Origin of the sequence: Paenibacillus sp. V4I9 (genome assembly GCF_030817295.1) — a bacterium.
Taxonomy (GTDB): Bacteria; Bacillota; Bacilli; order Paenibacillales; family NBRC-103111; genus Paenibacillus_E.
The window spans coordinates 4,075,163-4,095,519 of sequence record NZ_JAUSZE010000001.1; the positions used below are offsets into that span (position 1 = coordinate 4,075,163).

28 protein-coding genes are annotated in these 20,357 nt (G+C 35.9%); 1 reads left to right on the forward strand and 27 read right to left on the reverse strand.

Annotated features, from left to right (window positions below; translation table 11 throughout):
* Positions 1-35 precede the first annotated feature (35 nt).
* The 7 genes from QFZ81_RS19195 to QFZ81_RS19225 form a co-directional block, all read right to left on the reverse strand.
* A complete protein-coding gene (locus QFZ81_RS19195; protein WP_307604137.1) occupies positions 36-455 on the reverse strand; it encodes a hypothetical protein in 420 nt (139 codons plus the stop codon).
* Positions 456-682: 227 nt separating this feature from the next.
* Entirely contained in the window at positions 683-1,246 is a 564-nt protein-coding gene (locus tag QFZ81_RS19200; RefSeq protein WP_307604139.1) for a tetratricopeptide repeat protein, read from the reverse strand.
* Positions 1,207-1,416, reverse strand: a complete 210-nt coding sequence (locus tag QFZ81_RS19205; RefSeq protein WP_307604141.1) for a hypothetical protein — start codon at positions 1,414-1,416, stop codon at positions 1,207-1,209. The genes QFZ81_RS19200 and QFZ81_RS19205 overlap by 40 nt, the downstream gene beginning before the upstream one ends.
* 213 nt (positions 1,417-1,629) lie before the next feature.
* On the reverse strand, positions 1,630-2,178 hold the full coding sequence (locus QFZ81_RS19210) for a hypothetical protein (RefSeq protein ID WP_307604143.1): 549 nt from the start codon (positions 2,176-2,178) through the stop codon (positions 1,630-1,632).
* Between the two features lie 183 nt (positions 2,179-2,361).
* Entirely contained in the window at positions 2,362-2,688 is a 327-nt protein-coding gene (locus QFZ81_RS19215) for a DUF2500 family protein (RefSeq protein WP_307604145.1), read from the reverse strand.
* A gap of 247 nt (positions 2,689-2,935) precedes the next feature.
* Complete coding sequence (locus QFZ81_RS19220; protein ID WP_307604147.1) at positions 2,936-3,469, reverse strand: hypothetical protein; 534 nt, start codon at positions 3,467-3,469, stop codon at positions 2,936-2,938.
* A gap of 288 nt (positions 3,470-3,757) precedes the next feature.
* Positions 3,758-4,339: a recombinase family protein gene (locus QFZ81_RS19225; protein WP_307606963.1), complete on the reverse strand. Its 582-nt coding sequence runs from the start codon at positions 4,337-4,339 to the stop codon at positions 3,758-3,760.
* A gap of 182 nt (positions 4,340-4,521) precedes the next feature.
* Here QFZ81_RS19225 and QFZ81_RS19230 point away from each other — a divergent pair, with 182 nt between their 5' ends.
* Positions 4,522-5,001, forward strand: coding sequence for a cell wall hydrolase (locus QFZ81_RS19230; protein ID WP_307604149.1), 480 nt, complete (start codon positions 4,522-4,524; stop codon positions 4,999-5,001).
* Between the two features lie 230 nt (positions 5,002-5,231).
* Here the strand turns inward: QFZ81_RS19230 and QFZ81_RS19235 are convergent, their stop codons facing one another.
* From QFZ81_RS19235 to QFZ81_RS19330, 20 genes are all read right to left on the reverse strand, one after another.
* Positions 5,232-5,948: a DUF559 domain-containing protein gene (locus tag QFZ81_RS19235; protein WP_307604152.1), complete on the reverse strand. Its 717-nt coding sequence runs from the start codon at positions 5,946-5,948 to the stop codon at positions 5,232-5,234.
* A 95-nt stretch (positions 5,949-6,043) separates the two neighbouring features.
* The gene (locus QFZ81_RS19240; protein ID WP_307604155.1) at positions 6,044-6,805 is read right to left on the reverse strand and encodes a hypothetical protein; all 762 of its coding nucleotides are present in this window, start codon (positions 6,803-6,805) and stop codon (positions 6,044-6,046) included.
* Between the two features lie 349 nt (positions 6,806-7,154).
* Positions 7,155-7,790 carry a stalk domain-containing protein gene (locus QFZ81_RS19245; RefSeq protein ID WP_307604157.1) on the reverse strand — a complete coding sequence of 212 codons (636 nt, stop codon included), beginning with the start codon at positions 7,788-7,790 and terminating at the stop codon, positions 7,155-7,157.
* Between the two features lie 187 nt (positions 7,791-7,977).
* Positions 7,978-8,466, reverse strand: a complete 489-nt coding sequence (locus tag QFZ81_RS19250; RefSeq protein WP_307604159.1) for a hypothetical protein — start codon at positions 8,464-8,466, stop codon at positions 7,978-7,980.
* A gap of 368 nt (positions 8,467-8,834) precedes the next feature.
* Positions 8,835-9,443 (reverse strand): stalk domain-containing protein, encoded by a 609-nt coding sequence (locus tag QFZ81_RS19255; RefSeq protein WP_307604161.1) that lies wholly within the window; start codon positions 9,441-9,443, stop codon positions 8,835-8,837.
* Between the two features lie 241 nt (positions 9,444-9,684).
* Complete coding sequence (locus QFZ81_RS19260; protein WP_307604163.1) at positions 9,685-10,215, reverse strand: hypothetical protein; 531 nt, start codon at positions 10,213-10,215, stop codon at positions 9,685-9,687.
* Positions 10,216-10,436: 221 nt separating this feature from the next.
* Positions 10,437-10,988: a hypothetical protein gene (locus tag QFZ81_RS19265; protein ID WP_307604165.1), complete on the reverse strand. Its 552-nt coding sequence runs from the start codon at positions 10,986-10,988 to the stop codon at positions 10,437-10,439.
* A 226-nt stretch (positions 10,989-11,214) separates the two neighbouring features.
* Positions 11,215-11,445, reverse strand: coding sequence for a hypothetical protein (locus tag QFZ81_RS19270; RefSeq protein WP_307604167.1), 231 nt, complete (start codon positions 11,443-11,445; stop codon positions 11,215-11,217).
* A 657-nt stretch (positions 11,446-12,102) separates the two neighbouring features.
* Positions 12,103-12,498 (reverse strand): hypothetical protein, encoded by a 396-nt coding sequence (locus QFZ81_RS19275; protein WP_307604169.1) that lies wholly within the window; start codon positions 12,496-12,498, stop codon positions 12,103-12,105.
* A 181-nt stretch (positions 12,499-12,679) separates the two neighbouring features.
* Positions 12,680-13,231, reverse strand: coding sequence for a hypothetical protein (locus QFZ81_RS19280; RefSeq protein WP_307604171.1), 552 nt, complete (start codon positions 13,229-13,231; stop codon positions 12,680-12,682).
* A gap of 131 nt (positions 13,232-13,362) precedes the next feature.
* Positions 13,363-14,259, reverse strand: coding sequence for a protein kinase family protein (locus QFZ81_RS19285; RefSeq protein WP_307604173.1), 897 nt, complete (start codon positions 14,257-14,259; stop codon positions 13,363-13,365).
* A 217-nt stretch (positions 14,260-14,476) separates the two neighbouring features.
* The gene (locus QFZ81_RS19290; protein WP_307604175.1) at positions 14,477-15,025 is read right to left on the reverse strand and encodes a GNAT family N-acetyltransferase; all 549 of its coding nucleotides are present in this window, start codon (positions 15,023-15,025) and stop codon (positions 14,477-14,479) included.
* 176 nt (positions 15,026-15,201) lie between these two features.
* Positions 15,202-15,606 carry a hypothetical protein gene (locus tag QFZ81_RS19295; RefSeq protein ID WP_307604176.1) on the reverse strand — a complete coding sequence of 135 codons (405 nt, stop codon included), beginning with the start codon at positions 15,604-15,606 and terminating at the stop codon, positions 15,202-15,204.
* Positions 15,607-15,716: 110 nt separating this feature from the next.
* Positions 15,717-16,130, reverse strand: coding sequence for a GNAT family N-acetyltransferase (locus tag QFZ81_RS19300; RefSeq protein ID WP_307606965.1), 414 nt, complete (start codon positions 16,128-16,130; stop codon positions 15,717-15,719).
* A gap of 298 nt (positions 16,131-16,428) precedes the next feature.
* Positions 16,429-16,800 (reverse strand): hypothetical protein, encoded by a 372-nt coding sequence (locus tag QFZ81_RS19305; RefSeq protein WP_307604179.1) that lies wholly within the window; start codon positions 16,798-16,800, stop codon positions 16,429-16,431.
* Between the two features lie 113 nt (positions 16,801-16,913).
* Positions 16,914-17,354 (reverse strand): hypothetical protein, encoded by a 441-nt coding sequence (locus QFZ81_RS19310; protein ID WP_307604181.1) that lies wholly within the window; start codon positions 17,352-17,354, stop codon positions 16,914-16,916.
* 132 nt (positions 17,355-17,486) lie between these two features.
* Positions 17,487-17,948: a hypothetical protein gene (locus tag QFZ81_RS19315; protein ID WP_307604183.1), complete on the reverse strand. Its 462-nt coding sequence runs from the start codon at positions 17,946-17,948 to the stop codon at positions 17,487-17,489.
* A gap of 70 nt (positions 17,949-18,018) precedes the next feature.
* Complete coding sequence (gene lepB, locus QFZ81_RS19320; protein ID WP_307604185.1) at positions 18,019-18,672, reverse strand: signal peptidase I; 654 nt, start codon at positions 18,670-18,672, stop codon at positions 18,019-18,021.
* Positions 18,673-18,977: 305 nt separating this feature from the next.
* Positions 18,978-19,334 carry a DUF3221 domain-containing protein gene (locus tag QFZ81_RS19325; protein WP_307604187.1) on the reverse strand — a complete coding sequence of 119 codons (357 nt, stop codon included), beginning with the start codon at positions 19,332-19,334 and terminating at the stop codon, positions 18,978-18,980.
* Between the two features lie 451 nt (positions 19,335-19,785).
* Positions 19,786-20,211, reverse strand: a complete 426-nt coding sequence (locus QFZ81_RS19330) for a hypothetical protein (RefSeq protein ID WP_307604188.1) — start codon at positions 20,209-20,211, stop codon at positions 19,786-19,788.
* Positions 20,212-20,357 lie beyond the last annotated feature (146 nt).

Genomic DNA, 20,357 nt, shown 5'->3' on the forward strand with positions numbered 1-20,357 from the left:
AAAGCACCATCAAATGATGATGCTTTTTACTTGTTCTAATGACTGTTTAGAAACAAACTTTCTAGAACTTGTTGTGATATTCCAGGATCAAGCATAATCCCATTGGCATTATCATGCGTTCCAGGACAGAAGGAAGCTGTAAAACTACGTGTAAATGGACTTTTTTTATATTTGATAATCACATCGTAGATATAATCTGGAGGAGGACAACTACGTGTGACTTTCAATACATGGAACATATTGATTTCATTTATAATAGGATTCATCGCTTCATCTTTAACTACGACACTTTCTAGCACACCACCTTGAATTTGTTTCTTTACAATGATGATATACAATGGGTTTGGGGCTAAATTAGATACTTTAACACTTGGTTGTTTCGCTTCTACTAGGACAGGCAACATTCCTATTTGAAAGAAGAAACAAATTACTAATACAATTGAAGTTCTTTTCAAGTGAAGTACCACCTTTTTTCACAGGATGGCTTAGTATTTCCAATATCAGTTAGTTAAATACAATCTATGACCTTTAGAACCAGATAAAGGAACAACTGTATTGTTCCCCCTACTTCAACGCTTTCATGAGCATAAGAAAAGCACCATCGTGTGATGATGCCTTAATGGTGTTGCACCGCGACATGCTATGTATATGGAATTGCTCATTCATGTTAAAAAATTTAATTCTACTCACTTAATGGTTTATCTATCACCTTTACTCCCTCTAAAGCACGATGATTATTGGGTTCAACCTCCAAAATCTTATCGAGCCACTTTAGAGCCTGTTGGTACTCGTTCAATTTGAAATAGGCATATGCCATTTCATTCAGAATTTCTGTATCATTAGGATTATTTTCGAAAACTTTTTCAAACAATGGGATTGCTTCACCAAATTGCTTAAGCGAGCATAATACGTACCCCTTGTTCCACAACGCATCCAAACAATCATTATCGTACTGATAAGCTAAGTCAAACTCTTTTAAGGATTTCTCATTATCGCCTAGATTCCAATACATTTTCCCCAAATTCAAATGTGGTTCAGCTTGTTCATGATTGATTTCCAATGACTTTTGATAATATTGTTTTGCCTTTTCATATTCATCAATCTTATCGTAATAAACTCCAAGATAGTAATAAGAATCTTCATTATTGGGATTAGCCATAATTGCTCTGTTTAAGTAAGCAAAGGCTTCTGTATAATTACCAAGCTTTAAGTAGGCACGACCTTTATTAACAGTAATCTTTCCCATAAAGGACTTATTTTAAGTGCTTTATCTAATTGGATTTGACAACAAGCCATATAATTAAGACAATCAGCTTCGTTTTCTTCCCCATTTCTATAAGCTAACTCAAATTTTTCATATGCTTCTTGATAATATCCATTGGCAAACAGTTCATCGCCTTGTTCATATAAGTTCAATGTATTTACCACCTATACATATTATCATTCTGTATTGACCGCCAAAACAATCAAAGTACAGTACACACTTCGTAACATAATACTTTATAGAAAACTATGTACTGTTGTTTGCTCCTAACAAACATTATTCCGTATATTGGAATTAACATACTTCCGCCACTTTTTACGTCATATTTAAATAAGAAAGCACCAACCAAAGAATGATGGTGCTTGCTAATGTACCATCAATTTAGTCAAAAGGATTTTAGACCATGTGCTAAACTGTGATACATCCTTTAGTTGGGGATTCTTTTCAACAAGAGAAAGAAGGAAATTTCTGATGCTTTCAACACATCCAATTACGAAGTCTTCATAATTGACGATATTATTAAGGGATACTGGTATTTCTTTAGAATAGGACACTTCTTGGCCATCATACCAACGAGGTTCTTTCCCTGCTTCGAAATCGTTACGAATTGCGAATGTAACATTCTCACCTTTTTCATCTAAAACACATACAATCGTATTACTAATTTGACCTGTATATTCTTCAATGATTGCTGTTTGTTCTTCCTTCAAAATCGAAAGGACTTCTGCAATTGCTTCAATCATGGGAATTAGAGGAATAGACAAACCTTTATGAGTGTATTTCTTAAAAAACGATTGTCCATCAATCAGAATGTCTAATCCTCCCCAAAAGGAATAATCAACATCGCCTTCTTTAAACCACATCACAATGTCATGCTCTGATTCAGGTTTAAAAACAAGTTCGAATTTTGACATGTCTTACCTCCAAGATAAAATCGTAGTTTGAAACACAATTTATCGACCCTGAACAGTACATACTTCGTTACTTAATACTTTATAGAAAACTATGTACTGTTTTCCACTCTACTCACTATTTTACCATATGTTGGAATTTAGTATTTATCGTTATCGTTGAAACAAAACCAAAAAGAGTATCACTTACCACATCATGAATTTTTTTAGTTTTCGCCCCTGATAGGAGATTCTTAGTTCTTGCCCTTCCACCAGTATATGATATTGAAAAACACTTACTTCTAACTCTATTGCACCTGCCACATAAGTTTGGAATAAGACGAAGTGCATTTTATGGTCAACGGAATCAGGAAGTGGTTTAAAACTCTCAATCCGCTTTGAAATAACTGTACATTGAACATTAGTAATAAGAGGGAATGTATTCTTTCTTGTACCCACAAATTTAGTTGCATAAGCAATTACAAATATTCCAAACATTACAGTGAATATTTTCATATTAAAGGAGTAATTCAACCAATCGCACTCTCCTTCATAAAAATGAATCGTATGATGCCCATTAGATTGTATAAGTATTCCTCCATAATGTTACTTTATATTCATTGGAAAGATAATCGTATCGCTTCAAATTTTACTCCATAGTCGCTGGCTGTATGGGCATAGCCCATATCTGAAATCCAAAAACATCAAAATGGTGTAAACAATCCCCCCCACCCCTAATGTAAAAAAGGCATCCACATTGGATACCTCATTTTCAAAACGATTAATGTATATCCTGTTTCCAACTACCATCAATCCAAATTACCAGTTCATCAGATGTAAGTCGAAATGAATTGAATGATTCATTCCTATGAATGCTCACCTGTACTTGGTCTTTAAGTTTTTGTCCTTGTGTAAGTACACTTCCATCCTCAGACTTTGTAGTGATTGCATCAATAGCTGGCTCGATTTCAATTGTATCACCATTTTTCATTTTTATGATGAACTTAGTAGGATTCCAACTAAACGCACCAAACTGATTTTGCTTTTCCCCATTGTTTACAACATCAGATGCTTTTACTAAATCTAAGACTTTTTCGATAATAGCGTTTTGTGTGGAATTATTCACATCTAAAGAAAATGAATCAGCCCCAAAACCTCCATGCTCAGGAATCAGTTGAGCAGATTTAATTTCATTCAATTCAGGAACATCAACCTTTTCGCTACAACTAATTATCGAAATTGTTGTAATAACTAGCAACACCAATTTTATAAGTGGTTTCATTTGTACCATTCCAATCCAATATTCATACTTCATTTCACTCCATTATAACGTATCTTTTCTTCATTTCGCTTATGGTATTTTGTGTTACTTGATTTCTGTACAACTGTCATCGCTTCAAATTACACTCATAGTCGAGCGGTGGAAGTGCTATACCCCTTCCACCATTCAGATAACTTCATTTTGATTTAAAATACCCCCCACCCCTTTTGACCCTTTCTAACTATCTAAATTTGCTTGTAAGCTACTTCCCTCTGTATTCACTCCATTCCCCAACAAAAACAAAAAAGCACCGCTTGGATGCTTCTGATGCGTTCAGCTATTCTATGCTTGTTCTTGATATTCCTTCACAATTTTATAAAACGTATTCTTTTTCAGCTTTAACATATCAATGAACTGCACTGCGGTTATCTCTTTGTTTTCCCACTTTGAATAATTAGTATCCAGTATCAGCTTCTGTTCTTTGCTCAAAGTGTCAATGTTCATCTGTGGTCTTCCTAGATGCTTGCCTTTAGCCTTTGCAACCAAGATACCTTCCATTTGTCTTTGCTTGATGTTCTCACGTTCACGTTCAGCAACGAATGAAAGCACTTGTAACACTAAATCACTTACAAACGTCCCTAACGTATCCTTATGCTGTGTACTGTCCAGTAAGGGCATATCAAGCACTTTTATATCTGCCTTGACCTCCTGTGTAATGCGTTCCCATTCTTTCTTAATCTCTTTGCTGTTACGTCCAAAGCGGTCAATGGAAAATTTTATGTAGAGTAAATCACCTTGTCGCAAGCATTGTTTTAATGCTTGATACTGTGATCTGTCGAAGTCCTTACCGCTTTCCTTGTCAATGAATATGTCACGCTCACTAATACCAAATACGTTTATAAACGCAAAGTAAGATGAAGTAATTACTGTTTTAACTTGGGCTAATACTTATCGTACATCACTCATTGTAGAAGCCCCATTTAGGGCTTTTAATTCTATGCCTATCTCATCATAGTTTGTCGATGATTATTCTACATTTTGTTTTAATGCCAAATCATTGGGCAATAATGGTTTGTATAAAATACTAGTTTAAGGCGTGAAAAATAATGGTAAAGTTATTTATAGCCCTATTAGCAGGAACACTAATCCTGTTGGGTTTTAGTTACAGTCAAAATGATAAAAAAGAACATATTCCATCACAAATAAAACCTAGCTTGTTATCCAGTCAGGAAGTATATTTGTTGGAGTCACTCGTTAATGCAGAAGGAAAGTCAGAACCGCATATTGGTAAGGTGGCAATAGCGGCAGTAGTGCTAAATCGTTTAAAGAACAATAATTTCCCAAAAAGTGTGGAAGCAATCATTTTTCAACCAGGACAATTTTTGTCTGTGAACAATGGGGAGATTTGGTCAATTCAGTCAGAAGATTCTGCAAGAAAAGCAGTAATAGATGCAATTAATGGACATGACCCAACAGAAGGTTCTGTTTATTATTATAATCCTGAAGTATTCACAATGCCTTCCACATACTCACCAGTAAAACAAATCGGAAAGTATATATTCTGTAAATTGTCAACTAACAACTAGCCCAATAGGGCTTTTTTTCTTTAGACCTTGATTCATCGTGGTTTATCGTCGAATTATCTTGTTTCCTTCGCTTTGCACCATGTTACCTTGTTATAGTCACTATTGCTTGATTTTTAGTCAGAACCACTAAAACGACGACAAACGTCATGTATTTGTTGGTGCAATCGGTGAATACAATTTGTTTCGAGTGATTAAAAAACGGCATCGCGTGGATACCGTTAGGAAATTTTTTAATATCTTAAACTTTCAAGATGGTTTTTTAGTCTTGTTATTTCGAATTTTCGCTTCTTAAACCATTCTTGTGACCAAATCCTATAAATTTTCCAACCAAGGCCTTCTAGAACTTGTTGGCGAAGTCTATCCCTGTCACGAGCAACCTTAGAACTGTGATAAGCTTTACCATCACATTCAATCCCGAGCAGGAATTTATTGTTATCTAAAGGATCAACAACAGCTAAATCTATACGGTAACCTGAACAGCCCACCTGTGTCTCAACTTTGAATCCCAAATTGGTAATAGCCGTGTAAACATCTTCTTCGAATGGCGAATCAAAATCCTTCTCTGAATGTGAAGTCATACTTACTGGCAACTTGCCATCCATTGCCGTTTGCATATAGTCCTTCAACAACCGCAATCCAGTATTACTACTGATTTTTGTATCCGAAAGATCCGTTGGTCTTAGTGAGCTAATTAACTTCATGTGGTACTTAGCGCGGGTAATAATTGCACTTTTGTATTGGATAGTCCAAACCGCTGATTTTTCATCATAAATCACATTTTTGATAACAAGTATGTTTACACTTGAAATATCCTTATTTATGAGTAGTGCTTTACGTATTACTTGATCTTGAGACAGGGTTGTTTTTTCAAGTTTTTGTATGTAGGAATTAGCGACCTTCGATGCTTTTCCCTGAGCTGGGTATGACGCAGTTATGGCACCGAGCAAATCTGCCCGTTAACGTAACGAAGCTGCCGATCGTGCCGGCAGCTTCGTCCATTGATGTTTATTCAACTATAGTTCGCCGTTAGCTCAACGTTTCTTTACTTTATGTTCTTAAATTTTTCTTCATTAGCTTTGTCAGTAAATTTTATCTGATCAAAAGCAATAGTTTGTAAAGGATTATCACCATCTGAAGAAACAATCTTCAGGATAATTCCAGCTTGGTTATCAAACCAAATAGTTAGCTTATTCCCTAGTTTCTCTATCCCCACTTTACGGTTTATAACTATAACTGTAGAATCACGATCAAGGAGCTTTTCTCCGCCCTTTAACGTGGTTTGACCATTACTAATGGCATCATAAATAAACATTCCTGGATTCAGTAATTCATTTACACCACCGATTGGTAGAAGTACTCTATTATTTGCTGGAGATAATTGACTTACTTCACCATCAGTTCCTTTAATTTGAACATTTGTTCCGTCATTTATTGACTCTTCAAATCGATCCGGTGTTTTCGAATCTAATATGTGCTTCACGTAGAATCGGCTTGGCTGTTCGATAACAAGTTCAACTAGTTCCTTTTCTTCAGTAGCCTCTAATGTTATTATGATCTTTCCTTCTAAAGCTGAGTATTTATGATTCACATCCAGGAGTTTATTGATAATTGCTGAGATATCACTAACTTGTTCTTTTGTCTCACCAATTTGAACCGAATTATTGGGTTCAGTAGAAGCCAATAAATTTGGATTTGACTCTTTTATTATAGATGCGTCTTGTGTAGCCGTATCATTATTCTTTACGTCGCAACCTACCACCATTAAAAAAATTATTATTGTGAGCAAAAACCACCTATGCTTCAATTGAACTTCCCTCCCCATATCACTATGTCTATGTCTGATCTTCTCAGCATCCTCACTTAGTAAAAAGCAAAAAGTAACCATCGGGAAAAAAAATGTTCTCTTCTTCAATGAGCATAAATCATCACTCCTTCCTGATTAAATAACAAATATTTCCAAATGTTTAGACGATGCAAATACATTGATAGTTGCGTTAAACTCACATACAGTTGAAAAAAGTGGTAGCTTAAACTCAAGTTTCCACCACGCTCTACTGCCTTTTATAGTTCACCATTAGTTGAACAAGCCCAGTTTTTAAAAATATCAATGATTTCATTTAAATTTAAAGGTCCTCCAGCTCCAATACTGCTGATTATTCATACATGAATTCAGATGTCGAACCATCTTGATTAAGATGGTATGAATAAGTTTTCCTATCTACATCAGTAACCGAACTAGTGTACCAGAATTCAATCTTTTCTAATTTGCCTTCGTTAGACCAATTAATCAATAATTGTCCCCGTATCTTTCCTTGTCCGAGACCCTCAAGATCAATATTACTTAAATTGCCATATTGATAGCCTTGAGTTGACATATAATCATATCTCCATACTGCTTGCTGATTATCTTCATTTGTTCTTTCTACTACTGGCTCACCAATAAGTTCTTTAACATATTTTTGATCATTACCTATATTCAAACGAAAATGGATTAGCCAAACCTTTTTTGCAAATTCGTCGATGTTTGTAGGTTCATTCATGATGGAAATAACCTTATCTTTATCTATATACCTTATACCTACTCCAAGACTCTCGGCAACAAAACGAACAGGTACATAAACATGACCATTATAATTTAATGTGGTATAACTGCTATCTAATTGTTTAGTTTGACCATTAAGTTCGTACTTGACTGGAAATAAGTACGCTTGTATCATGTCAGACGCATAAACAGCGGTTGTTGCGGTTAAACCAATGCCGCAAATTAGACCTAAAACAAACTTTTTCATACTCATCACTCCCAACATTCAGTTCTAAAGAATAAGACGAAGGGAACAAGTAAAAAGTTTCCATTTATAACTTTCTTATACGCAAGCTATTTCAATAATCTGCCCTGTTAGTAGGGCAAATAAAATAGCTGCCGAAGCAGCCATTTTTCAACTATCGTGCGTGGTTTTTAAAAGTGAATGTCATTAGTTATTTTCTACCAGGAACGGTCATCAATCCATTTTCATGCTTAAAAATCTTGCTGCAAGACGCTGTGCCTTTTGTAGGAGAACCTGGAATTGCATCAAATATACAAACTTGTTTCTGTACTTGATACTTATCATCAACTCGAACAACTGAATAATCTACTGAAGGCAATTCCATATTATCATCTTTATACTTCAAATCCACCGATACTTTGATATTTGCTGAATCTGAAATGTCCACTTTTCCCAATGAAAAAGCTACTAACGGGGTTACTCCACCAGCGTCACCTTCCTTAATAATGGCATTAAAATAATCTGTAACGATGCCCTTAGCAGATTCTTCAAGATTTTGTTGTTGCACCTCCTGTATTGGTCTGCTCGTTTTCTCTTCAAGCGACCTATTATCTTGTAACCCAGCTGCACTGACTATCCCAGCACAAGTAACTAAAAAAAGAACTGTCAGGATAGAAGCAAATTTAGACCTTTGTCTCATATAAAAACTCCTTTTTGTTAATTTAATTTTCCACAAACACCATGCCCTTTTATCCTTTGTATTTATTTTTTTCTCAATACCTCTTTGTCTTTGTCTTTGTCTTTGTCTTTGTTTTGTCTCCTTCCAGTAAGTTTTAACTACTCAATTAGACGTTCAATGCTCACAAAAATTCCATCATTTTACAAATTACACTTTACTGCCAGTTACTTCAACGAGGCTGCCGTTTCATGGGCCTGTTGACAAAAAGGGAAGGAATTGTTACCTACCCTTTTTGTCAACAGGCCCTGATTTCGGCAGCCTCGTCTTCGTTTCTACTTGAACAAACGTTCTGCGTTAGTTTCACAACGGGTTGATATCTTTCAACAAACTTAGTCGTGTCCTGCATTACTAATATCTATAATTTCAGTGACTGTAAGAGTAACGGAAGAATAGTTTTTCAGTGAACCTACATTAACAATGACGGTTTGGATATCACCTGATTTCATCAACTGACCAGTACCATCTCCTTTTTCAATTAATTTTCCATTTTCATCATAAAAAAACAACGTGAAATGTACAGAAGACAAAGGATAAGGAGAATCCTGAAGTTTAAGTTGTGCAGTTACATAATTCGGGTAATCATGCACGATTTTTTTCAATTGCAAATTTCCGATACTTACTCGATTTTCCTTTGGGTCTTTAATTAATAATCCGCTATCGGTTTGATAATACATTAAATGAATCCATGGAGGCGTGTTCCCCTCCGATTCTTGGTAACTTACAGTCGCTCCCATATTTTCAGCAACCCAACGAAGAGGTACATATGTGTGACCATTATGATTCAAAACAACATATTCTTTACTATCGACTTCTCTACTTTCGCCATTAAGCATGAATTTAACTGGAAACAAGTACGCTTGAATTGTATCAGAGGCATAAACGGCAGTTGTTGCTGTTAAACCAATTCCGCAAATTAGACCTATAACAAACTTTTTCAAAATTCACACACTCCCTTTATTTACCAATATATAATTTAAACGGTACGATTAAGTAAAAGTTGCTCTTACTATTGCAATCCTTTTACAAAACTTCTACACGTCAGGAATCCGTTAAACTGCCCGTTAACGTAATGAAGCTGCCGATCGTGCTGGCAGCTTCATTCATTGATGCTTATTCAACTATCGTTCTTCGTTAGTTTAACATCCTTACTGTTTCGAATAGACTATACAAAACAAAACTTTATTCGATATTTTCTTCGAGAACAATTGACCAATCACTTCCTTTTTTCTCTAGATGGGCTATATGTATCTTACCATCATGCTTTTCCCAAGCGATTTTCGCTTTGTTTTTATCTTTGTGAAGCAAAACGCAATCAAGAAAATCTCCCTTTTCGTATGCTTCCTTTGCTTGAATAGATACTTTTGAATAGGCTGAAGCTTCTTGGCCTGATAACATGTTTTTGAAACGAATATCGATATCTGGACCAGCAATTAGTTCCCAATCTTTTTTATCGAAATCTTTTTCATATTTACTAATAATTCTTTCGGTAGCTTTTTCCCATGTTTTGTACAACTTATCATATACATCTTTATTTGCTGTTTGAGCGTATTCTTTATGATTAGTTATATGGGAATTAATTGCATTTTGTTTAATGAATTCTTTTTCAGGTGATATTGAAGCGTTGGTAGTATTATTTATGTAAACAACGCTACAAATTACCAAAGCCGTGGCAGTTAATACGGTAGCAATCATCTTTTTTCTCATATTCATTGAGTTACTCCCCACCTACTCTCAGTAATATTGTGACCCCTTCTTCCATAAGCATATAAAAATCAACACTCCGTCTCCAGAGATAACAAATAATCCCATATAGTAAGACGCTGGAAATACATTAAAAGTTGCGCAAAACTGCCCGTTACTTGAATGAAAACAGGGAGCAGCTGCCGCGTTGATATGCTCCCTGTTTATTGTGCTATCGTTTCGCCGTTAGCTTAATCAAAACTCTTCAAGTTTACATTAAATATCATTGAATTCCCTATTTCATCATTAATAATTAACTTGTTTCCGTCTTCCCCAGTTATTTTTAGTGATCCACCAGATGATTTTGGTTTAATATTCTCAACAGATAATGTACCCATGTACTTATTTCTCATTTCTAAAACAAGCACTCCCTTTTGAGAATCAATTAAAGCACCAGCATATACTTGAATATATTTGTCACCAAGTTTACCCTGCCAGCGGTTTTTAATACTAACATCATGACTACCTGCTGGAACTTCACTATCTTCAATTATTCCAACCTTCCAACTACGTTCTATTTCAACTATTTGAGCATTCAGATCTATTGGTTTCGGCTGTGGGTTCTGGATTTTCGGAGTTTTTGGTGCATTTTTTCTCACTGCTTCTTCTTGATCTAACAACTCTTTTTTTTCCTTCGGCAAATTAATGCTAATACTTTGAAACGCATTTACTGATATAGGAGCCAGAGTAAGTAAAGCGATTAAAGCTATACCACCGACTTTCAACAACTGATTCTTTTTCATGTTGCCCGTCCCTTCTTGAATTAAACTCCTTCATCATTAGGGTCGACTTTATTAATTGCTTTTAAACTAATCTGCCCTTCGTATTATGAGGTGAAGTAAACCTTATAAGGGGCTAACCGACCGCAGTATCAACCACGCTTTACTGCCCTTTAGCGGAGAAGGCTACCGATCCATTGCTATTGAACTATAGTTAAATGATGCAATAAATCCAACGAGCACTCTATTCTTAAAATCTTCGTAGTTTGAGAAGTGAAAACACTGATAAGACAAGCCCAATAATCAAAAACCACATCCAACCCTCATAAGCAATCATTAAAGTAAGTTCCCATGTGTTTGTTGGGCCTGAATTGGGACCATCGCTGTATGGATATGCAAAGATAGATGGAAAGGCTCCAAAAACAATCAGAACCGCTCCAATTATCAAAGTAATTTTAGTACTTAATCGCTTCTTATTCATATGATTCGCCTCCGACTGATGATAACCGATTAGGATACTAATATTCCAGATAACAGGTCTTTTAGGCTACTCTAACCAACATGACGCATGATATAGACTGAAGTTGCACTATCCTGCCCGTTAGCACAACAGGCTACCGAGATTATATCAACGGTAGCCTGTTGTGGTATTCTTATTCAACTATCGTTTCCGTTAGCGGAATGACGGTTTGTTTATTACTTCAATTCTCTTCTTTGTTTGTTGCATTGCGTAAAATCCCTACAAATAACAAACCAATAACAATGAATATAAGAATAACAATAAAAGTAAATAAAGCAGGTTTTTGTTGTCGATATTTCAAAAAACATCGGTATTGGACCATGATGTATTTCCCTTTCCAAATCAACAATAACCCAAATTTCATAAATTTTTGCCACGATGTAACCTACAACTAAGCCAACAAGTCCACCTAAATAGTAATAGGGATGAATCCTTTCTGCCATTGAGCACCTTCTTCCCAAAGATTGGTTAAATAGATAAATTCTCCGTCAGTTCTTTTCCTCATACTACCACAATTGGAACTAAACTGCCCGTTAGCGGAGCGAAAGGCTACCACGCAGCTGCCATTTCGAAGTTGAACTATAGTTCTTTGTTAGTAGAACAAAAAAAAATTATAATCTACGGTAATTTAGTGAAAAAGATGCATTTTTTGTAAATATTTTTTGAGAGTTCAATGGCTAATTGCTCTTGCTGATTTACACCTCTAATTGCAAATAAATTGCCTCCACCATTCCCAATTATCGTAGGTCCTTCAGATGTATTTCTACCGACTTCACCATTATTGGTTGGGTACGGACTAACTTGTTTATTCACTACACCTATTTTCTTATCAATCTGATCTATTGGTATTGACTCATCAGCCAACTCGTAAATATTGTCATTCCACGCCAAACTTAAGCGTACTGATTTACCATACTCCAATTCATTTATACGGTTCTCGGCTTTTGGGGCTGAAGAACAACCTGAAAGGATTATTATTAAAGTTACAACAATGAAGAAAAACTTCCTAATCATGTTCTCACCTCTAAAGAAATAGTCGTTACTTTACAAACAAAAGTTACAATTTAATTCTTAAGTCTTATTGCATTAATCTGCCCTTTAACTGAGAAGGCTACCGATCCATTGATGTCGGCAGCCTTCTCCTGATGTTTATTGAGCTATAGTTCTTCGTTAGTGCAACAACCTGTGCTGTGACTCACTCAAAGTGAAAGACATTTATCCCATCTTTATCATAACCCGTCAGGATGAAGCCAGGTTGAGAATAACTTTTTTTATCCTGCAAAGCGAACCATAATCTATATCCGTCGGGTAATTCAATTATTTCTGCGTTTTTATCAATGTGTTTATCAGGACTTTTGTGCTCGATGTGGAGCCTGATAATCTGCGCTTCATTTATTATGCCGTAGTAAAGCCAGTAATGCTTTTCTTCCTCATTTTTTGTATTGAGGTCCAAATTAACCGCGCCCCACGTTACATCCCCTTCATTTGGGAATGACACAGTACCTCCGCCAAATCCCCATCTATATCTATCACTATTTTTATATACAATACCAGCATCGATTCCTCCGTTCGGATTCTCATAAAAAGTAATGATGCCCTTGTTTACTTCGTGCTGATGATAAATTTGTTTATACTTTATCCCCCCCTGTTGAATTGCCTCCTCGATGGATTTGTATCCATTGTTCGTACAACCTGAAAACACTAGCAATAAAGATACCAATATAAGAAACCTTTTAGCTTTTGCCAAAACAATTCCTCCTTCTGCGGTAAGAAGTACATCACCTTATTTAACGTCTCATTAAAGCTAACTGTTGCAGTAGCCTGCCCTTTAGCGTAATGAAGTCTGCCGAGGATTTCCTCGGCAGACTTGTCGTTTTCTTATTCAGCTTTCGTTCTAAGTTTGCTGAAGTAATGTGGGAATGAAGACCAATGATCATAATCAACAGAAGGGCCCTTTATTTCCATTAAGTAGAACATGAACCGATAGACATCACGGACGGGAGTTAAGTCAGGGAAAGGTAGTACCGAACTGTACCCCGTTATAAAGTTATCCGCGCCGAATTGATCTAGGGAACATTCCAAAGCGGAGAGTTCGAATTCTCGCGGTCCTAGTACATAGGCTTCAGTATCAACTATTGCACTCACTCGCTCCTCGTCGGCAAGAAACTGTCGTGGATCCATATCCAACATTATATATGAGGCACTTTTGGGGACGGGCAATTTAGTGGCTAATGAACAGTAATACTCTGTCATTTTGGTAACAGCTTCATTGGACAAGTAATACCTTGAGGATAGGTTACGTATAGCGTTTGTCAGTTTTTGAGGGAAGTCCCTTAAGGAATATCGAAAGGTCCCGTTTGGAGCGCCGCATTCATTAAATTCACGTGCATGAATTTCACCAATAGATCTACCAAATTCTTTCATCATTTCTGCCGGCTTATTTAAGAAGTCGAGCGGTGAGCCCTTCACTTTTTCTACAATTACAAATTGTCTTCCGTCAATTAATCCCTTTGAAATTATTTTAGGTACACAGATTTTAGTTGTTGTTTGCTGTAAGAAAAGGTTGATTCTTATAATATCATATGTGTGACTTAATTCAATTCCGAATAAGTTCCTACAAACCCACAGAAACGGAGCGTCCACACTTTCATCCACTCCCGATGATCTTACAACGTATTCACCTGAAATTGTATCTACAAGCCATACATCGCTTGCATGACCACCTAAGGAAGACTGTGAAAGGACTTGTTCTAGGAAAAGTGACTGTAAATTCATGCTATCACCCACTTTAAAGTTTGAGTCAATGGCTTTTATTATTCGAGAAAAGCACTAATCTTCCTCTTTTTTCCAGCCTGTATTATTGATATACTTTGCCCCGTTAACGGAATAGACCACCGAGCGACTCAGCGGCAACCAGCTTGATCTTTGTTATGAAGCTATCGTTCTGCGTTAGCGGAATGATCTTGGAGCATATTAATATTAATCCTACTACTTAACCCATTTCAAAATCTTTCTTGAGTAATGCATAAATGACAGTATCAACAAACCGATTCCTCCAATAAAAGTGTTCCTTCAATATCCCTTCTTCTTTAAACCCAACTTTCTCAAGTACCTTTCTTGATCCAATATTCACTGGTTCTACAAATGCTTCAATTCGGTTTAATCCAAGAGTGTTAAATCCGAATTCATTGATCTTTGGAATCACTTCAGTCATAAATCCTTGCCGCCAATATTCTGGTGATAGTTCATATCCAACTTCAATTTTACAATGATTTTTTGCCCAACCATGAAATCCGCATGTTCCAATTAATCTGCTTTCCGAACGCAAAGTGATTCCCCAGCGAAATCCTTGATTATTTTCAAATCTTTGATTCCATCTACGAATTAATTCTTCTGCTTGTTCGATTTTCGTGAAACTCTCCAAATCATAAAATTTCGTGACTTCATCCATAGAGAAATATTCAAATATTTCTTTTGAATCTTCTTGATTAATCTGTCTAAGTACAAATCTTTCTGTTTCTAATGTAGGCAATTGAGACATGTATTTCTCCTTCCATGGTTTAAAATAATCGCACTCAATTGCCTGTTACTTCAATGAGAAAGGGAACAGCTGCCGACCGTGGCAATCTACCGCCTGGTTCAACTATCGTATCCGTTAGTTTAACTGCTATTGCTTTAAATTATCTTCTTAAAAATTATTAGACTTCGTAATTCATGTTATAGTCCATTCAAAAATTCATTTATTGCTTCTATATATTTTCCCTCGACTTTTGTGAATTTGTTCCTTGTTTGGACTACAATCTTTTGTTGTGTCACCCACAAATCTAGGGTTTCTGATCCAATTCGTTTTTTAACTTCAAATCTGAAATATCTCTCGCCTTTATCAATAAGTGCATCTGCTTTTGGGTCGGCGTGGTGTTGGTGAGCAAAAGACCTTTCTAAAGACCTTATAAAAGCTTTCCTTTCTTTATCTCTTGGAATCGTAACTATATGCTTTAATCCATTAATTCCATCAGGTTTATAAATTGCTATCGATACAATTTGGTTACTGTAAATCCTGAATATCAGACCACCAATAACTATGACAACGAGACTTAAAAGTAACCATTTGGATCTCCTCATTTGGACCCTCCGTAAGGAAATTTTAACATTAAAATCTACTCGTTACATTAATGAAAAAAGCAGCCTATCATTATGGCGGCTGCCATCATTATGATCCGCTATCGTTTCCGTTAGCTTAATTGCTTAATCAGGCTTACTCGGATTACTTCATCCCAAATCGGCCCACGTCGAACCTCTTGATACCCAATTTTTTTATTTAGCTCGATGACATGATTATTTGTTTCTTCTGTATGTGTATAAATTAAATTAACTTTATGATTTTGAGCTTCTTCCTCCAACTTGAGTTTTAGCTTAGTCGCTAATCCTAATCTTCGATAACTTGGATTTACCCATAATTGAAATATCTCGATAAAATTCCCATCAATTTGAAATAGGTTTCTGTCTAACTCGTTGTAAATTGTTTTCCACGGATACACGGAATCCCTATTTACTATGGAATACATTTTCAATGCAATTGGTTTGTTGGAACCAGAATCCTCAATAACAAACGCACCTTTATCTGAGTCAGTGAGATACCCTTCTATTTTCTTGTAATATTAGATTTTCGTATGTTTAGCATTCTTTCACCCCCGCTATCGTTCTGTTTTAGCTTACCGATTCGAAACATAAATAATTTATTGATTACTGTTAAACGGTGTTATCCAAATCCTATATATCATCTTCCCAACCACTAAATCTTTTGAAGTATTAACATTAATCCTTATATTGTTGTTGCTTGCCCATTTTGGAAGTTGCATATCCTACGTTAACTCTTAGACCCTCCTGCAAAGTCAGGATAAAGTGAATCAGCCCATTCATAAACTTCCCAAGTTATCCTGCCCGTTAGCTGAGCGATAGTCCTAGTTTTTCAAATGGATGTTCAAATAGATCTAGCTCGGTTTCTTTTACTTTAAAAAATGAAGCTACAATGAGATATCGAATGCCTCTTGAAACAATTATGGTTATCTTTCGATCATTTGATGGTTCACCTAATTTGTTATTTACATAAATGATTTCTTCATTAGTTGCATCATCGAGCATAATTTCATCTAAAAAACGTGGTAATTCAATGTATCTAATATCAAAAAACAAGATATCTATATTTTTTTGGGTTTCCTTACTTTTGGGACTACGAATAAGAAGTTCTCCATGACTCACTCTGTAAAACCATAATTGAAATTTTCTGTTATTAAACCCCTTTGGTAGACCAAGCATTGTCCCATCCCCCTAGAGCATATTCTCTTTTATTATAACAGATATTGGAAGCATCCTGCCCGTTACTTCAATGAAAAACAGGGAGCAACTGCCCGCGACAGTTAGCTCCCTGTTTAATCCACTTTTTTCTTAGTTCCAGTAATTATTAAATTCTCCACTACTAATTCACTGCCGAAATGCGGCGAGCCTAAAATTATTTCAACATAATCAACGACTGCTCCATGCTCCACATACCCCGTAACCTTTACATTAAAACCACCATGACCATCCTTTCTTACACCAGCTATTTCATAGGATGAAGCTCTAATGTTCCCGAACTTCAAAATGACAGCCTTTTCTATTCTTGAATAAAATTCGAACAACATCGCCTCTTTCATCAAAGCTATGTTTTCATGGGGGGCAACATACGGATCATATGGGCTTATTTTCTTCAATTCACCTTCGCTAGGAGCTGCTATCACCGAATTTTCAAATACTGACATAATAGCAATAAATACAATCAGAAATACGCAAAGCTCTAGTCTGATTGTATTTTTTAATCCCTTCCAAAACATAGGAACCCCCCCTTCTTTTCAAGGTATTTTTCCCGAAAGATTATTCAATTATCCTGCCCGTTAGCTCAATAGAAACAAGGAGTAGCTGCCACGGCATAACTACTCCTTGTTGTGTTCAACTATTGTATCCCATTAGTACAAAGAAGGTTGGGATAGATTCAATTCTGAATTGAATAATTTGTTTTTCTTTAGAAATGTCTTTAAACTGTGGGTTTTAACATGGACGGCAACAAGACCATTTTCTTTTGTAAATACAAGTAGAGTTGGAAAATAAGTTTTGGACGGACTAATAAACATCACTACTTCTGTAACCGTACCAGTAATCCAACCGTTATTAATTTTGTAAGGGGGCATAAGCGAAATCTTAATGGCTATACCATCGTTTGGTTCGATTTTAAAGGATTCTACGGCACCATTTGCAGAGGACAACAATTCTTTAACCTGGTTCTGCAATGAATTTGAGTTTCTAATTGTAAGGATTATCTCACCTTTCTTAATATCGAACACTTCTGCTCCATCTGATGCCCTAACTGTTTGAGCAAGAAGGAGACTAAATGCAGTCACAAGTAATAACATTCGGACTAGCGTTTTCAACAATAATCTGCTCCAGATAACTTCGAAAAAAGGTAAGGAACTACTCGTTGTACGCGAAGAATGTCCGTCTTCATTTCTTCACCACACCAAGAACCTTACCCAGTATATTATCTTTTGGGATTGTTCCAAAATGTCTGCTGTCCGCACTACGAAACCAATCGTCTCCAATAATGTAATACTGACCCTCAGGTACTTTTAATTCTATCTTATTGGTTTCGTCACTTTCCTGAATAAATTTTACATTCCCTTTAAAATTTTCGCGGATATTATCAGCTAAATCAGATCGATTTGCTGTCACTTGCAATTCTTCAATGTTCATTCCAAGTCTGTGTGCTTGCCCGTAAAAGGTATCAAGTTTTCTTCCGTTTATATAAATCTGACCTTTATCAATGCGAATTTTCTCTCCAGGCAAGGCGACAATTCTTACAATTTCATTCTCGCTCAAATTAATTTTGGAGTTCTCCAACTTTGGATTTTTATAAAATACGATTTCCCCTCTTTGAACGTCATTTGATTTGTAATATGTTTGATCGACTACAATATCGATGCCATCGAACTCATGATGACCACGATCCATGTTATCATAACGGTGACTGTAAACATTCATACCTTCAACGGAGTTAATTATATTAATATCCTGTTTTGTTACATTATCTTTCAGCGGCTCTACGGTGCAAGCTGTTAGTAAAACAGTAATTAACAAATGAAATACGCTTAATCTCATTAGCTCACCTCCAAAAGTATCCTATAATTATTATACATCAAAAGGATAGTTCATCTTCCATATTTTGTGAAAAATAAACGAACACCTGTATTAAATAAATGATATCCTTTAGCGTAAAATGTTGGTCTGTCAATACTAATCGTTGAAAAGACGTTATTTCCAGAGTGCCCCACACTAAACTGCCCGTTACTTCAACAGACAAAGGCAGCCGATCGTGTGCCGGCTGCCTTCATGTTGTGATTGAACTATAGTTCCCGTTAACGACGATACGATTATTATTATGGTTCTCGTTCATAATAACCTAATCAATCCTTTTGTCTTTCTATCTCACCAGCTACAATTTGAGGGGGATCGGATTGCATTACAATATATTCGCCTTTGTCATTAGTTTTAGGAGATACATTAACTTTTTCGCATACCCTAAGCTCGTTGTAGAGTTGGGAATCTTCTACAATATAATAGACTAATTCGATATTACTCTTTTTGAAGGTAGCAAAGGTCTTACTTTCTGCATCCTTTTTAGAAATTTGCTTCGCCACTAAGATTCTTTGCTCTTCCTTTGCAATAATGTAATTCCCCTTTTCAGCTTCAGACGAAGCACTACAACCACTAAATGCACATACGGCAAGTGTTAAGGCTACGCCTAAAACTAACTTTTTCAATATTTTCACTCCTCCTGGTAAAAAAAGTATTTATCCTACCCACTTTATTAGGCGAATCTCTGGTAATAATTTGTTGCGTTAAACTGGACGTTACCTGTACAGGCTGCCAATAATGCTTGCAGCCTTTTGTCATGGTGTTATCGTTTTTCGTTAGTTTAAAAAGACCAGGCTACATTGCCGTACTCCACTTTCTTTGCTTGATACATCTTATCCTTGTATTCATAAATAATCACAATCGAACCTATGAAGGTCCCTGGTGATATTTGTCCTGGAATAGAAGCCATTAATTGATTGTCAATAACACTAAATTTAACAATATTACCAAAAGCAATATCAGGAAATAGGTTCTTTTGGTTTATTTGAACTCTATCAATATTTTCTGTCGTTTTCTTGTCTCCGATGATTATTTCTGCTACATGCGCTGTTAATCTTGTTTTGACGTTCTTTAATATTATTGAAATTGGTTGTCCACTAGCACTTCTTCATAACTTTCATCTATGTTAGTCTGGATTGTTTGAAACACATGAACCTCAGTATTCAATACTCCTGTGCCATAGTCCTTTGTTAATACGATAACGAATTCTTTTTTACCATCATGATTTATGTCGTTGAAAAATAACCTGGGGGCGTATGTAGGGTTATCTACGTTTTTCCAATCAGGAAAATAACGAGTAAATCCATTCATTTGTAATTTAAATTTCTCATAATAACCTTCTCTGTTTGTTGCATAAAGATTGGCTTTCGCTTCCGATAAAGTCGCAATAGCTATTTGTTTTGACTCAGCTTTAATCGAACTAGGGGTTATGGCAAAAGTAACAGGAACAATTGATAAAAGCATTATAAATGTAAAAGTGAGTGCCAACCACCATTTTTTCATCGAAGCAAACAACCCTTCTTTTTAAAGTCTTTCCCTTTAATTTCCTTACCTAGGTTGTCATTTGTGTTGTTATGCTATTCCGCTCTTTAAAATAAAAGAGCAGCTGCACTCGGCATACTGCTCCTATTCTTGAACTAAAGTTTTCG

Coding starts and splice junctions, on each gene's coding strand:
- QFZ81_RS19250 (WP_307604159.1), bottom strand. CDS start 8,466: ATGAGACAAAGGTCTAAATTTGCTTCTATCCTGACAGTTCTTTTTTTA.
- QFZ81_RS19245 (WP_307604157.1), bottom strand. CDS start 7,790: ATGAAAAAGTTTGTTTTAGGTCTAATTTGCGGCATTGGTTTAACCGCA.
- QFZ81_RS19305 (WP_307604179.1), bottom strand. CDS start 16,800: ATGCTTGGTCTACCAAAGGGGTTTAATAACAGAAAATTTCAATTATGG.
- QFZ81_RS19275 (WP_307604169.1), bottom strand. CDS start 12,498: ATGATTAGGAAGTTTTTCTTCATTGTTGTAACTTTAATAATAATCCTT.
- QFZ81_RS19330 (WP_307604188.1), bottom strand. CDS start 20,211: ATGAAAAAATGGTGGTTGGCACTCACTTTTACATTTATAATGCTTTTA.
- QFZ81_RS19265 (WP_307604165.1), bottom strand. CDS start 10,988: ATGAAAAAGAATCAGTTGTTGAAAGTCGGTGGTATAGCTTTAATCGCT.
- QFZ81_RS19210 (WP_307604143.1), bottom strand. CDS start 2,178: ATGTCAAAATTCGAACTTGTTTTTAAACCTGAATCAGAGCATGACATT.
- QFZ81_RS19310 (WP_307604181.1), bottom strand. CDS start 17,354: ATGTTTTGGAAGGGATTAAAAAATACAATCAGACTAGAGCTTTGCGTA.
- QFZ81_RS19285 (WP_307604173.1), bottom strand. CDS start 14,259: ATGAATTTACAGTCACTTTTCCTAGAACAAGTCCTTTCACAGTCTTCC.
- lepB (WP_307604185.1), bottom strand. CDS start 18,672: ATGAGATTAAGCGTATTTCATTTGTTAATTACTGTTTTACTAACAGCT.
- QFZ81_RS19290 (WP_307604175.1), bottom strand. CDS start 15,025: ATGTCTCAATTGCCTACATTAGAAACAGAAAGATTTGTACTTAGACAG.
- QFZ81_RS19220 (WP_307604147.1), bottom strand. CDS start 3,469: ATGAAGTATGAATATTGGATTGGAATGGTACAAATGAAACCACTTATA.
- QFZ81_RS19260 (WP_307604163.1), bottom strand. CDS start 10,215: ATGAATATGAGAAAAAAGATGATTGCTACCGTATTAACTGCCACGGCT.
- QFZ81_RS19200 (WP_307604139.1), bottom strand. CDS start 1,246: ATGGGAAAGATTACTGTTAATAAAGGTCGTGCCTACTTAAAGCTTGGT.
- QFZ81_RS19270 (WP_307604167.1), bottom strand. CDS start 11,445: ATGAATAAGAAGCGATTAAGTACTAAAATTACTTTGATAATTGGAGCG.
- QFZ81_RS19295 (WP_307604176.1), bottom strand. CDS start 15,606: ATGAGGAGATCCAAATGGTTACTTTTAAGTCTCGTTGTCATAGTTATT.
- QFZ81_RS19230 (WP_307604149.1), top strand. CDS start 4,522: ATGGTAAAGTTATTTATAGCCCTATTAGCAGGAACACTAATCCTGTTG.